This is a genomic window from Streptomyces phaeofaciens, assembly GCF_014648915.1.
GTDB classification, from domain to species: Bacteria; Actinomycetota; Actinomycetes; order Streptomycetales; family Streptomycetaceae; genus Streptomyces; species Streptomyces phaeofaciens.
On sequence record NZ_BMSA01000001.1, the window covers coordinates 473,425 to 487,542 of the forward strand.

Sequence of the window (14,118 nt, forward strand, 5' to 3'; positions counted from 1 at the left end):
GCACCTCCGGTCGGATCCGGGTGGAGAATGGCCGGCATGCGTGTTGACTACGATCCCGAGTTCCTGGGCGCGGGGGCCTTCTACCGGCTGCTGACCGCCGTCGTCGTCCCCCGCCCGATCGCCTGGGTGTCGACCCTGGCGCCCGACGGAACGACCGCCAACCTCGCCCCGCACTCCTTCTTCACCGTCGCCTGCACCGACCCGCCGATCGTGCAGTTCACCTCCGTCGGCCGCAAGGACTCGCTGCGCAACGTCGAGGCCACGGGCGAGTTCGTCGTCAACTTCGCGCCCGAGCCGCTCTTCGAGGCGATCAACGCCAGCGCCACCGACTTTCCCTCGCACGAGGGCGAGTTCGACGCGGTCGGCATCGAGCGGGAACCCTCCCTGCGGGTGAAGCCGCCCCGCGTGGCCGCCTCGCCGGTGGCCCTGGAATGCCGGCTGCACTCCACGCTCGGCATCGGCAACTCCACGCTGGTTCTCGGCCAGGTCGTGCACGCCGCCGTACGCGAGGACGCCGTCGTCGACGGCCTCCCCGACATCCGACGGCTCAAGCCCCTCGCCCGGCTGGGCCGCAACGAGTGGGGCACCGTCGGCGAGGTCCACGACCTGGCCCGCATCCCCTACCGAGACTGGCCGAAGGCCTGACGTCCGGGTGGTCCGCGGCCCCGGGCGCCCGTGGACCACCCTCCGGCACCGCCTCCGTAGAGTGATCATGTGAATCGATCAGACACACCCGACATCCATCTGCCCCCGCTCACCGTGTCCGAGGCCGACCGGCTGCGCGCCCTGGTCGCCGACCACTTCGCCGCCCGCCACGGCGTACGGCCGGCCGTCACCACGGACACCGCCGAGCACGACGGCCACCGCCACCCGCTCGCCAACCTCGCCCGCTGGTGCCGTGACATACCCGAGGCGGAGTGGCCCGCACTGGTCCGGCAGCACTTCACCCGCCTGGAGTCCGCCTCCCAGGGCGGCGAGGACGCCGGGCAGCTGCTGAGCCGCACCCGGCTGCGCCTGCTGCCCGCCGACGCCCTCCCCGCCGACGCGGCCCACCGGTTCCGCTACGTCCGCCCGGTCGCCGAGGACCTCGTCGCCGCCCTCGCGCTGGACGCACCCGACTCCGTGCGGATCCTCGGCGACGACGACGTGGTGCGGGCCGGCGGGAACGCGCTCTGGAACGCGGCGCACGCCAATCTGCTGGCCGACCCGTTCGAGCACAGCGAGATCCGCACCCCGTCCGGAGCCCTGCTGCACTCCGTCCACGGCGACTCCCACTTCGTGGCGAGCCGGGCGCTGACCCTGCCGGAGACGGCCCGCGCGGTCACCGGCCGCGACCTCCCGGACGCCGGCGCGCTGGTCGCCGTACCGACCCGGCACCTGCTGGCCTTCCACCCCATCGTGGACGGCACGGTCGTCGACGCCGTCAACGAGCTGGGCGCCTACGCCCTCGGCGCCTACCAGGACGGCCCCGGCGCGCTCACGCCTCGCCTGTACTGGTGGCACCGGGGCAGGCTGGAGTGCCTCACCGCCTTCGACCACGACACCCGGGCCCTGTCCGTCGCTCCGCCGCAGGAGCTGCTGGACCTGATGCGGAGTCTGCGCGGCGGCGGGGGCCGCACAGACGAGACGCTCACCCTGACGGAGCTGACCGGAGGGCTCGCACAGGACCCGGGCCGGTTCCGGCCGGCCCTCGCGACCGCCCTGGCCGAGGCCCTCACCCGCTGCGCCGACGACCCGGACGCCGCGAAGCTCGAGACATGGGAGGCCTGGGTCACCGCCGTGCAGATCGGCGGCGCCCTCTTCACCACCGCGCTCGCCCGCGAGGGCACGGTCGACTGCCGGATCGGCGACCGGGTGCACACCCTGCCCGCCACCGGCCCCGCCCCCCACGCCGACGCCCGCGCCTGGCTCGACGCCTGCTGGCTCGCCCTCGTCTGCCGCGAGCACGAGCGGCTGGAGACACTGCGCCGGACACCGCTGGAGGAACTGCGCCGGGCGAGCCCCGACGAGGACGACTACGTCTTCCACTGGATCGACACCCTCCAGGGCTACCTGGGGCGGATTCCGGGCGACGACATCGTGCCCAGACTGGCCGCCACCATGGAGTCCTCGCACCCGCACGTGGCCACCCGCACCCCGGCCGACTTCGTCAACCTCGTCGACTACCAGCCCGTGGCCGTCTTCCACCGCGTCCTCACCCAGCAGCCGGAGCAGTTCGCCGAGGCGCTCTCCGAGGCCCTCGCGCACCACGCCGTCTACTACCGGGACTCCGCCGACCCGCGCGGCCGGGTCCCGCTGGGCCTCCTCGCGATGGCCTGCCTCGCCCACGACATCGGCCTCCCCGTCGACACCACGTCGCCGTACCTGCCGAGGCATCTGGTCGAACGGTCGTGGTACGGCGAGTTCGCCACCTGAGGCCGAACCGGTCGTATCCTCGGATCATGACGATACGAGGCAGCGCGGACGGCTCCTGGGGCTCGCTCTGGTCGAAGGACTCGACACTGTCGATCGGTTCGGTCGGCTCGTTCCTGTCCGTCGGCTCCGTGGGCAGCTTTCTCTCGGTCGGCTCGGTGGGCAGCGCGATGTCCGTGGGCTCGGTCGGCTCCGCCACGTCCGTCGCGTCGGTGGGGTCCTGGCTGAGCGTGCGGTCGGTGCTGTCCGCCTGCTCCACCGGCTCGGTCCTCGCCTGGCGCTCCCGCAACGGCAACGGCGTCGGCGCGGGAGCGGCCGCGGCCGCCGGGGTGGTGCTGCTGTGCGCGTGGACGGCGGGCCGGGGCCGCGCCCGGCGGGGCTGATCACCGTGCGCCGGTGAGCCGAGCCGGGCAGAGCGGCCCGGTCAGCCCGCGAGCGGCAGCCGTGCGCCGGCGCCACGCCACTCGCGGGGGGAGAGCCCGTAGGCGGTGCGGAAGACCCGGCTGAAGTGAGCCGGGTTGGCGAAACCCCACCGCTGCGCGACCGCCGACACCGTGGGCGCCGACGGGCCGCGCAGGGACAGCTCCCGGGCGCACTCCTCCAGCCGTCTGCGCCTGATCAGCCGCCCGACGGTGACCCCCTCCTCCTCGAACAGCCGGTGCAGATAGCGCACGGAGATGTGGTGGGCGGCCGCCACGCTCTGCGGGGACAGCTCCGGATCGCCGAGCCGGCGGTCGATGTGGTCCCGGATGCGCGGCACCAGATGGTGGTGCGGGTCCTCCTCGGGCGGCCCGTCGCCCGCGGTCCGCTCGTTCACGAGCGTGGCGAACAGATCCACCGCACTGGAGGCCAGCCGGGCCGCGACGGCCGGGGAGCAGGGCGGCACCGACGACGTCAGCGTGGTCAGGAAGGACGCCAGCAGCGCGCCGAGGCCGTCGGTGCCGGCGACCGCGGTGCCGGTGACCCGCCGCAGGTCCTCCTCGGGCAGCCCCACCGCCCGCCGGGGCATGTGGACCACCAGGGCGGAGAACCGGCGCGGACAGTCCAGCGAGTACGGCCGTGCCGTGTCGTAGACCATGAGATCGCTCTCGCCCACCAGGGCGCGGCGGCCGTCCTGGAGCAGCGTCGCCGTGCCGGCCGTCTGCACCGCGACCGCCACGTAGTCCGCGGCCGAGCGGGCGATGTGCGCGGCGGTGCGGCTGGTGCGCTGGGCGTCGGCCTCGACCGTGGAGACGCGCAGCCAGCCCAGCCGGTCCGTGGAGACGCGGCCCGAGAACGGGCCGTCGCCGCGCGCGGTGACGGCCATCGGCACCAGCGCCCTGCCCAGCGCGTCGCGCCAGTACGCGAGTTTCTCCCCGTCGGGAACCGAAGCCGTCGTACACACCAGGGCCACCTGGCTCTCTCCTCTCCGCCGTGCGACGGGCGAGGGGCCCGGTCGTGGCGGCCCGGTCTTCCCGCCCGCCCCCAGCCAAGCAGCGGCGCACGACGGGCTCCAGGCAGGAAGCAGGCAGAAACGCGGGCCGTGGGGTGGGTTCGGCGGTGATCCGGGCAGAGGGCCGGGACCGGCGGTGCCCCGGGGCGGCCAGGCGGGGCCGATGACTGTGCACGGAGAGAACAGTGCGGTGCGCAGAGAGACAGGACGCGGAGTGCCGACGGGACCCAGGATGGAGGACACGGCGCGGGGAACCTCGCCCGCCCGTCGGCGAACCACCCCGGTACCCCGTCCCCGTGTCGCGGCGACACGGGCACGGGAGGGCGGGGTCAGCCGGCGTCGAGGCGGGCGAGGAGGCCGCGGGCCTGGGCGACGCGCCGCGGGTCGGCGTCGAGCCCGAGCGAGACACAGCGCGTCAGGGCGCCACGGGCCTCGGCCGTCCGGCCGGCGGACAGCAGCGCGTCGCCGAGATTCACCAGCTGCCGGCTCTCCAGCGCGGTGTTGCCGCTCGCCCGGCAGATCGCCACGGCCGTGCTCAGCTGGTCGACGGCCTCCGGCCACCGCCGCGACGTCGCGTAGCTGCGACCGAGGCCCGAGTGGAGCCCGATCCGGGTGAAGTCGGCGATGTGCGGCGCCAGTCGGCCACTGACCCGCTCCAGGAAGGCAAGCGTGTGCCGGAACGCGGCACGCGCCTCCTCGGACCTGTCGTTCGCCGCCAGGAACATGGCGTGCCCGTGCCGGGCCTGGAGACTGCCGTGCAGATCGCCCACGGCCTCGAACAGCCGCGCCGCCCGGCGCATGTGATCGGCGCCCGGCGCGTGGTCGTCGAGCCGGTGCAGCGCCCAGCCGCGATAGAAGTGGGCCCAGGCCTGCTGCCCGCCGTCGGCGACCCGTTCCGCCACGGCCAGCGCCTCGGCGGAGCGGACGAGGCTGTCGCGCGGGCGGTCCTCGCACACGAGCAACGCCCAGGCGTGGTAGTTGAGGTGCGTCGCCTCCAGCACCGGATCGCCCAGCGCCTGCGCGCAGCGGGCCGCCGTACCGAAGACCTCGGGCCAGTGGCCCCAGAAGATCCACTGGTCGGAGAACCAGTGCAGCGCCTCGGCCACCTCCACCACGGTCGCGTGGTCACCGGCGGCCGCGGCCGCGCGCAGGGCGGCCAGCCAGTGGGTGCCCTGTGCCTGGAGCCACTCCCGGGCCTTCCCGGCGGTCGACAGATCGACCGTGCCCTGCCAGGAGGGCGGCGGAGCACCGTGGTCCGGCTCGAACCAGCGTCCGGCCACCACGGTGTTCTCCAGCAGCCACCGGTACAGGTCCGCACGGGCCCGCGCGGACTCCTCGGGACTCTCCTCGGCCGCCAGCCGGGTACGGGCGTACAGGCGCAGCAGGTCGTGCAGCCGGTACCGGTCCCCGTCCGTGCCCAGCAGGCCCGTCTCGACGAGTTCCTCCAGGGCGTCCTCGGCGTCGAACAGCGGCCGGCCGGTCAGCCGGGCGGCGGCCGCGGCCCCCGTGTCCGGGCCCGGCACCAGCGCGAGCCGACGGAACAACCGGGCCGCCGCGGGTGTGAGCTGACGGTACGACAGGTCGAAGGCGGCCGCCACCCGGACGTCCCCGGCGGCCAGCGCGTCCAGCCGCCGGTCCTCCGCGTCCAGCCGGTCGGCGAGCCGGCGTACGGTCCAGCCGGTGCGGGTGGCCAGCCAGTTGCCCGCCACCCGCAGGGCGAGGGGCAGATGCCCGCAGCGGTCCGCGACGTCGGCGAGCGCCGCCGGTTCCGCCGCCGCCCGGTCGGCACCGACCAGGGACGTCAGGAACGCGGCGGCCTCCGCGGGACTCAGCTCCCCGAGCGGCAGCCGGTGCACACTGTCCAGCCCGGTCAGCATGCGCCGGCTCGTGACCAGCACCATGCCCGCGCCGGCGGCCGGCAGCAGCGGACGCACCTGCCCCTCGTCGCGCGCGTTGTCCAGGACCAGCAGACAGCGGCGCTCGGCCAGCAGCCGCCTGAACAGGGGGAGACGGCCCTGCGGACCGGCCTTGGCGAGGTCGCGGTCGGCGACCTGGAGCGCCCTGAGCACGCTGAGCACCAGCTCGGCCGGGCCCGGCGGCTCGTCGTCCGTGCCGCCCAGGTCCAGTACCAACTGCCCGTCCGGGAACCGGTCGGCGAGACTGCGGGCGGCGTGCAGTGCGAGGGTGGTCTTGCCCGCCCCCGGCGGTCCGGACACCGCGACCACCAGCGGCTGCCCGGTGGAACCCCGCTCCGCGAGAGCCACCAGCCGCGCCAACTCCGGCTCCCGGCCCACGAAGTCGTCGATGCCGCGCGGGAACGCTCGTACCCCCACCGGGCTGTAACCCGGTGTGCGCCCGGCCCGCGCGGCCGTGAGCAGCCGCTCCCGCGCCGTCTCGTCCAGGCCCAGACCGTCGGCCAGCGCGGCGACCGTACGCCGCTGCGGAGCGGCCCGCCGCCCCCGCTCCAGGTCCCCGATGCCCCGCACACTCACCCCCGAGGTCTCCGCCAGCCCCTCGATGGTCTGCGACGCGGCGAGCCTCAACTCCCGCAGCAGCGCGCCGAACGCCCCGTGCTCCCCGCTCAACCCCGCCCTTTCTCCCCGCCATGCCCGTCGTCGCCCCCGGCATGATCATCCGAATTCTATGAGAGGGGACGGGGGACCGGGCGGGAGCGACCGGGATGCGGACGGGGCCGCCGGGGCCGGGCGAGACCGCTCCCGGCGGTCGCCGGACGGCGTTGTCAGTGGTCGCCGGTAAGTTCGGTGGTGTCGCGGCGATCGGCCGCGACAACCCCCCTGTGCTGCGCCGGTTCGGCGTGCGCAGCCGTGCGCCGTAAAGGAGATGGTGCGTTGTCGGACTGGGAGAAGTCGAGCACGGCCCGGGTGGTGCCACCCGCGCGGCCACGCAAGCTCGCCAAGGTCCCCTTCGTCGAACTCGCCGACGGACGCCTTCAGGGCGTGGTCTCCAGCGGCTCGGACATCGAACGGGTGTACGTCTCGTCGGTCGCGTCCGGCACCTACGCCTTCGCGTGCAGTACCAACAACAACCGCCCCTGCGGCGGCGCCCGCGGCTCGTTCTGCAACCACATCCGCGCCCTGATCACCGAGGCGGTGCTCCAGTACGGCGCCGACCGCGTCGCCCGCTATCTGCGCGCCGAACCCGCCGGCGGCGCGGCGGACGCCGCGTCCCTCACCGCCGCCATGACCGGCACCCGCCCGCCGCAGGCGGACGGCAAGACGCTCGCCGCGCCCGTCTTCAGCAGGTTCCTGCGCCACCTCGCCTACCTGGAACTCGGCCCGGTCACCTCCCCGTCGCCGGAGATGCAGTGGTTCCCGCCGACCCGGGCGGCGGAGCCGGAGGAACCCCCGAACCAGACCCACGCGACGCCAGAGGAAGGGGCCGGTCGGCAGACCGCCCCGGTGGACGGGCTCGACGAGGCCCTCGCGGCGGTCGACGCCTTCGACCGGACGCTCGTCACGGGACTGCTGCGCCCCCGTCCCGACCGCGCCGCCGATCTGGTGGAACTGGCCCGCGCCGTCGCCGGCAGCCCGCTGGCCGCCGGGGTCGCCGAGGCGGTCGAGAAGGCCGCCGCCGGTGCCGCGGGCGAGGACCACTTCGTCGCCCTCGCCGCCGCCCGCACCGCCCTCCTGGGCGCCGCCCACGACGCGCTCACGTCCCGCGCCGACGAGACGACCGGCCGCACCCGCGGCGCGCAGGCACCCCCGGCCGCCGGCGACCGGCAGAGCGTCAACCTGCTGGCCGCGGCCCGGACCTGGCTCTGCGAGCTCGCCCGCACCGGCTGGCAGGGCATCGACCACGAACTGGCCGGCGGAGCGGCGCCGATCGTCTCAGCGATGCTGCCCCAGCCCGGCCTGCGCCGCCTGGCCACCCTGCTCGACGGGTTCGCCGCCGAACTCGCCGCCTCCTGCCCCGGCGCGGCCCTCGACCGTGTGCCCGCCCGCCGCTGGGGCGACCTGTGGTCCCGCGCCCTGCTGCTCACCTGCCCCGGCGCCGCCGGGCCGCCCGCCGCCGCCCCCGCCACCGGCCGGCTGCTGCCGCTCGGCGTCGACCTGCACGAACACGCGACCGCCGCCCAGGCCCAGGTCCACGCCGTGTTCGAACCCGCGGACGGCACCCCGCCCCGCCTGGTCCGCGCGAGCGTCTCCGTGCCGAAGCCGGACACCGTCGTCGCGGCCGGCGTCTGGCAGCTGCTGCGGCCGCACCTCTCGCTGCTCGCGGCGCTCGGCGAGGGCCGGTCCATGGACCTCGACGGGATGCCCCTCACCGACGAGGGCGACCTGATCTGGGACGACGCGCAGGCCCGCACCGGCGAGCCCGCCGACGCCCTTGCCACCGCCCGCGTCGCCCTGTCCACCGCCGTCGCGCCGCCCGTCGCCCCGCTGGACCGCCACCCCACACGGCTCGCCGAGCCGGTGTTCCTGGAGGGCTACGACACCCACCAGGACGGCGACACCCTCACCTTCACGGTCGCCGGACAGACCTTCCCGGTCGACACCGACCGCATCCCCGAGGCAGGTCCGCTCACCCCCGAGACCGTAGCCGCCTCCGGCGCCTGCATCGCCCTGCTGCGCTGGGACGACGGGGGGTTCCGGCTCCAGCCGCTCGCCGTCCTGGCGACCGTGCGCAGGAAGAGCGTCGCCCTCCACGCGGGCGCGTGGGCCGGCGGCACCACCGACAAGGCCGGCGTCCGGGCGGAGAAGGCGGCCACCGACGCCGTCACCGTCCTGCGGGAGCGGGCGGGAAGGCTGCTGCGGAAATGAGCGAACACCACGGGGAGGCCCGGCCCGACGACAACCGCCGGCAGGTCCTGTACTGGCGGCTGCTCGCCCGTCTCTTCGACCCCGAGGAGCAGCCCGCCCTGGAGTCGGCCGGCCTCGCCGTCGTCGAGGACATCGGCCTGCCGGCCGCGCTGCTGGACCCGAAGGTCTCGGTCGACTCGATCGTCCAGCGCCACCCGGAACTCGCGGCGGAGTTCGACGGGCTGATGGTGTCCACGACCGAGGCCACCCCTGCCACCGGCACGGACGGCGAAGCCGATGCTGACACCGACGCCGATACTGACGCCGACGCCGATGCTGACCCCGATACCGATACCGATACCGAGGCGGAAGCCGGTGCCGACGCGGAAGCCGGTGCCGACAGCGTGGCCGCCCGCGCCGGTGCCGCCGAGGTGCGCCGCGCCGCGCTGGTCTCCAAGGTGCTGCTCAACGTCTTCTCCACCGGCAGCGGAGCCGTCAGCGCCGGTCAGCTCTCCCGCTGGCAGTCCGACGCCGGCTGGCTGGAGCGCGCCCTCGGCTGCGCACCCGGCGACCTGCGCGGCGGCCGTGGCGCGGGCGGCCCCGGCGTCAGCCCGACCGGCACCGGCGGCAACGGCGGGACACCCGACCTCAGCCGTCTGATCCCGGCGATCGGCCCCGAACTGGGCGCCCTGGAGGCCGACCTCGTCAAGCGCATGCATCTGCGCGAGGTGCTCGCCGACCCGCAGCTCGCGGCGCGGCTCACCCCGAGCATGTCGCTCGTCGAGCAGCTCCTGCGCGACAAGAACAACCTCTCCGGCGTCGCCCTCGCCAACGCCAAGTCCCTGATCCGCCGCTTCGTCGACGAGGTCGGCGCCGTACTGCGCACCCAGGTGGAGAAGGCCACGGTCGGCGCCGTCGACCGGTCGGTCCCGCCCAAGCGCGTGTTCCGCAACCTCGACCTCGACCGCACCATCTGGAAGAACCTCACCAACTACAGCCCCGAAGAGGAACGCCTCTACGTCGACCGCCTCTACTACCGGCACACCGCCCGCAAGACGACCCCGCAGCGGCTCGTCGTCGTGGTGGACCAGTCGGGCTCGATGGTCGACTCCATGGTCAACTGCACCATCCTGGCGTCGATCTTCGCCGGGCTGCCGAAGGTCGACGTCCACCTGATCGCCTACGACACCCAGGCGCTCGACCTCACGCCCTGGGTGCACGACCCCTTCGAGACACTGCTGCGCACCAACCTCGGCGGCGGCACCGACGGCACGGTCGCCATGACCCTCGCCCAGCCGAAGGTCGCCGAGCCGCGCAACACCGTCGTGGTGTGGATCTCCGACTTCTACGAATGGCGCGGCCAGGCCCTGTTCGACAGCATGGCCGCCCTTCACCGCTCCGGCGTGAAGTTCATCCCCGTCGGCTCGGTGAGCAGTTCCGGGCGCGGCAGCGTCAACCCGTGGTTCCGCGAGCGTTTCAAGGACCAGGGCACCCCGGTGATCTCCGGCCACATCCGCAAGCTCGTCCAGGAACTCAAGTCGTTCCTCGGCTGACCCCACCTTCTTCAGAGAAAGGCCCTCACATGTCCGACCTGCTGCGCGCCCCCGCCGAGATCAAGTACGCCGAGGAGCTGGACTGGCTGGAGTCGATCGACGACAGCCCCAAGCCGTTCTCCTGGCGGCTGTCGCCGAAGATGGTCCGCCTGTTCGTCCTCGGGTCCGAGCGGGCCGACGGCCTCGACCGGGAGGTCGCCCAGAAGTGGTTCGGCGACCGCAGCTTCGTCGAGCGGTCCATCGTCACCCTCGCCTCCGACCGCGGTCTGCTGCTGATCGGCGACCCCGGCACCGGCAAGAGCTGGCTCGCCGAACTGCTCTCCGCCGCGATCTGCCGCAACTCCACACAGGTCGTACAGGGCACGGCCGGCACCACCGAGGACCACATCAAGTACTCGTGGAACGTCTCCATGGTGATCGCCAAGGGCCAGTCCCGGGAGTCGATGATCCCCTCGCCGATCATGACCGCGATGGAGTCCGGCACGATCGGCCGCTTCGAGGAGCTGACCCGCTCCACCAGCGACGTCCAGGACGCGCTGATCTCGATCCTCTCCGAGAAGTACATCTCCGTCCCCGAACTCGACGGCGCCGGCGGCGAGAACATCGTCTTCGCCAAGCCCGGCTTCTCGGTCATCGCCACCGCCAACAGCCGCGACCGGGGCGTCAACGACCTCTCCTCCGCGCTCAAGCGCCGCTTCAACTTCGTCCGCATCCCGGTGGTGACGAACAAGAAGAGCGAGGCGGAGATCGTCCGCTTCCGCACCGAGGAACTGCTGCGCCGCCACCAGATCGAACTCGACGTCCCGCCGACCCTGCTGGACGTGCTGCTCCAGAGCTTCGCCGACCTGCGCGCCTCCGCCGCCGCGGCCGGCAGCGACGACGAGAAACTGGAGTCCGCGCTGTCCACCGCCGAGCAGATCGGCGTCCTGGAGGACGCCATCCTGCACGGCAACTTCTTCGGCGAGCACGCCCTGACCGCCCGCACCCTCGCCTCCTCCCTCGTCGGCTCCCTGGCCCGGCGCGAACCGGAGGACCTCGCGATCCTCAACAAGTACCTGCACGGAGTCGTCGAACCGCGCAGCAAGGAAGAGGGCGGCTCCTGGCCGGAGTTCCTCGAAGGCGGCCGCGACGCGATCGCGACCCTGTCGTGAGCGGCGGCACCTTCGAGGCCCTGCGCGGCCAACTGCACGAGGCGGCCACGGAGTTCGCCGACGGCCCCGGCGCCCTGGAAGGCATCCTGCGCGGCATCGTCGACGACGTGGAGCGCGCCGTACGCGAGCCGCTGGAGATCTTCCCGGTCTGTCATCACTCGCCGGCCTCTGCGATCGCCATGGCCCGCCGGCTGCGCGAGAAGCAGCCGAAGGTGGTCTACCTGGAGCTGTGCGAGGACATGGCCCCGCTCCTGACCGAGCTGCGCAACTGCCGCCTCCCGGTGGCGGTCCAGGCGTTCGCGACCGAGGTCGAGGGCTTCCCGGCCGACTGGAGCCCGCTGTCGGTGGTCGCCCCGGTCACCGAGGCCTCCGCCGAGTACCAGGCCATCGCCTACGCCCTCGACACCCCCGGCGTCGAACTCGTCCTCGTCGACCGCTCCTCCGACCACGTCTTCCAGTGGGAGACCCGGCAGGAGAGCCGGCCGACGGACGAGCCGGACAGCGGTGGGGACGGGCCCGACGCCGCGCCGGCCGAGGCGGAGTCGGCGCTGCACGGCGACGCGGTCGGCGTGGAGATCGGCGACCTGCGCCCGCGCTTCGCCGAACTGGAGGAGCACCTGCTGCGCCACGGCCGGGTGCGGCACTGGTCGGAGTGGTGGCACCAGTACGTCGAACTGCCCCTCGGCGACAGCGACCACGACACCTACCGTCAGGTGATGCTGCTCATCGGCAGCCTCTTCCGCCGCCTCGCCCCCGGGGACGAACCGCGGGTCAGGATCGACGAGGACCGCGAGCGGTACATGTGGACCCGGATGCGCGAGCACCTCGCCGCCACCGGCACCGACCCGGCCGACTGTCTCTACGTCTGCGGCGCCTTCCACGCGGCCAGCCGCGTCGAGGAGTTCGGCGTGCACGGCAGCGACACCTTCACCATCGGCCCGCCGAGCGGCACCCGGTGGCGGCACGGCCTGATCCCGTCCAGCCACGCGGCCATCGAGGCACAGTTCGGCCTGGCCGCCGGCTCGGTCTCCATCGCCGCGACCGAGTGGACGAAGAACCTCCGGCGCACCCGCGTCCGGCCGTACCGGCTGGCGGGCCAGGCGGGCACGAAGAAGACCACGAAGGCCGCACGGCCCGCTCCGGCCCTGCCCGCCGCCGCGGCACCGGCGGCCGACCGGCTCACGGGCTTCCTCCAGCGGCCGCCCGTCCTCGACCCGCTCGACGAGGCCGAACTCCTCGGCTGGTCCGTGGACATCGTGCGCGCGGCCCGCCGGGCCGGGTACCTCGCCTCCACCGCCGACGCGATCGCCGTCTTCGAGACATCGATCCTGCTGGCCGGAATGCGCGAGCGCGCCAAGCCGACGCCGTACGACTTCCTGGACGCGGCCGTCACCTGTATCGAGAAGGACCGGGTCCCGGGGCGGCGGGACGTGCGCCGGCTGGTCGAGATCATGATGGGTGGCGACCGGGTCGGCCAGGTCGGCTACGACGCGCTGCCGCCGTTGGCCCGCGACGTCCACGACCGGCTGGAACCCCTCGGCCTGCGGCTCCAGCAGCGCGGGGTGCAGCGGGCCCTGCTGGACATCGCCGCGCAGCCCGCGCTGGAACGCTGCTCCGACGTGCTGTGGATGCTGCGCCGGCTGATGCCCGAGGGCGCCGCCCGACCCATCATGGGCGAACGGCGGCTGGGCGAACGCCCCATCCAGGAGTCCTGGGACCTGGCCCTGGGCACCCACCAGCGGGCCCTCATCGAACTCGGCTACGAGGGCGTCAGCATCGAGCAGGTGCTGGAACAGCGGCTGCGACGCACCGCGTACGCGCCGCAGGCCACCGCGGCCACCGTCCTCGAAGCCGTCGAGGACGCCGTCCTCCATCTGCGCAGCCGCCGCCTCGCCGACGAACTGGGCACCCACGCCCTGGACGTCCTGGCGCGCGAGCGCAGCGTCGACGGCGCGCCGGAGGTCCTGCGCCGGGTCCGCCGGCTGCTTGCCTACTACCGGACCGCCGAACCGGTCCTGCCGCCGTGGATCGAGTCCTTCGTCAAGACCGGCTACGCCCACTACTGCACCCTGCTGCCGACGGCGTTCACCGACGACGACGCGACCGTCCGGCAGGTCGCGGCCATGCTGGGCTTCCTGTTCGGCATGGAGGGCCTCGCCCTGTCGCTGGGCTGCGACCGCACCCAGCTCGAACTCGCCCTCGCCCAGTCCCACCCGGCCGACCCCGCCCGGACCGCCCTGCTGTGGGCCGCCCGGAGCCACCTGGGCACCCTGTCCCGGACCGCCCTGCGCGAGCGCTGCGACGCACTGCTCGCCAACCCGCTGGTGGTCCCCGCCTACCCCCGCTACCTCAGCGGTTTCGTGCACGCCCTGGAACCGGTGCCGGGTCTGGCGGACTTCGTCGTCGAGGCGGTGTCGAACGCCTTCGCCCGGCTGCCCGACCCGGTTCTGCTGCCCTGGCTGCCGACCCTGATCACCACCCTGCGCGCGAGCGGCACCGAACTGGCCCCCCTCCTCATCCGCGAGGCAGGCCGGGTCTTCCCCGCCCGGCTCGCGGAACTGGACAGCTGGGTGCCCCCGTGGCGGCTCCCGCAGGAGACACCGCGGGTTCTCCCCGAGGCGGCGGGCCCCGCCGCGGGATCGGCGCTGCTGGCCGCCCGCCCCGCGACCTGCGACGCGCTGGCGGACCTGCTGGGGTACGACGGCACCTGGGCCACGCCGGAGCCCACCGCCACCGGAGCGGCGCTCCTCGCCCGGCACCCGGCGACCGCGACGGCACTGGGGGAGTTGCTCACCATCGGCTGACCGTCG

The 14,118-nt window shown here is 74.1% G+C and carries 9 protein-coding genes and 1 pseudogene; 8 read left to right on the plus strand and 2 right to left on the minus strand.

Features of this window, described 5'->3' with window-relative positions; translation table 11 throughout:
* The first annotated feature begins 36 nt into the window (after nucleotides 1-36).
* The 3 genes from IE275_RS02060 to IE275_RS02070 all read left to right on the plus strand — a co-directional run bounded on the left by IE275_RS02060 (nucleotide 37) and on the right by IE275_RS02070 (nucleotide 2,795).
* Entirely contained in the window at nucleotides 37-645 is a 609-nt protein-coding gene (locus IE275_RS02060; protein WP_189706780.1) for a flavin reductase family protein, read from the plus strand.
* Between the two features lie 69 nt (nucleotides 646-714).
* Complete coding sequence (locus tag IE275_RS02065; protein WP_189706783.1) at nucleotides 715-2,415, plus strand: immunity 49 family protein; 1,701 nt, start codon at nucleotides 715-717, stop codon at nucleotides 2,413-2,415.
* A 26-nt stretch (nucleotides 2,416-2,441) separates the two neighbouring features.
* Nucleotides 2,442-2,795, plus strand: a complete 354-nt coding sequence (locus IE275_RS02070) for a hypothetical protein (protein WP_189706785.1) — start codon at nucleotides 2,442-2,444, stop codon at nucleotides 2,793-2,795.
* Nucleotides 2,796-2,836: 41 nt separating this feature from the next.
* On the opposite strand, the gene IE275_RS02075 is transcribed toward IE275_RS02070, so the two are convergent.
* Nucleotides 2,837-3,805 (minus strand): AraC-like ligand-binding domain-containing protein, encoded by a 969-nt coding sequence (locus tag IE275_RS02075; RefSeq protein WP_189706787.1) that lies wholly within the window; start codon nucleotides 3,803-3,805, stop codon nucleotides 2,837-2,839.
* Nucleotides 3,806-4,173: 368 nt separating this feature from the next.
* Complete coding sequence (locus IE275_RS02080; RefSeq protein ID WP_189706790.1) at nucleotides 4,174-6,429, minus strand: ATP-binding protein; 2,256 nt, start codon at nucleotides 6,427-6,429, stop codon at nucleotides 4,174-4,176.
* A 264-nt stretch (nucleotides 6,430-6,693) separates the two neighbouring features.
* On the opposite strand from IE275_RS02080, the pseudogene IE275_RS45775 reads away from it, so the two are divergent.
* The 5 genes and pseudogenes from IE275_RS45775 to IE275_RS02100 form a co-directional block, all read left to right on the plus strand.
* Nucleotides 6,694-7,191, plus strand: a pseudogene (locus IE275_RS45775) (hypothetical protein); the annotation flags it as partial.
* A gap of 72 nt (nucleotides 7,192-7,263) precedes the next feature.
* The gene (locus tag IE275_RS02085; protein WP_189707360.1) at nucleotides 7,264-8,625 is read left to right on the plus strand and encodes a hypothetical protein; all 1,362 of its coding nucleotides are present in this window, start codon (nucleotides 7,264-7,266) and stop codon (nucleotides 8,623-8,625) included.
* On the plus strand, nucleotides 8,622-10,157 hold the full coding sequence (locus IE275_RS02090) for a VWA domain-containing protein (RefSeq protein ID WP_189706792.1): 1,536 nt from the start codon (nucleotides 8,622-8,624) through the stop codon (nucleotides 10,155-10,157). The genes IE275_RS02085 and IE275_RS02090 overlap by 4 nt, the downstream gene beginning before the upstream one ends.
* A gap of 29 nt (nucleotides 10,158-10,186) precedes the next feature.
* On the plus strand, nucleotides 10,187-11,308 hold the full coding sequence (locus IE275_RS02095) for an ATP-binding protein (RefSeq protein WP_189706794.1): 1,122 nt from the start codon (nucleotides 10,187-10,189) through the stop codon (nucleotides 11,306-11,308).
* A complete protein-coding gene (locus tag IE275_RS02100) occupies nucleotides 11,305-14,112 on the plus strand; it encodes a DUF5682 family protein (RefSeq protein WP_189706796.1) in 2,808 nt (935 codons plus the stop codon). The genes IE275_RS02095 and IE275_RS02100 overlap by 4 nt, the downstream gene beginning before the upstream one ends.
* Nucleotides 14,113-14,118: the final 6 nt, after the last annotated feature.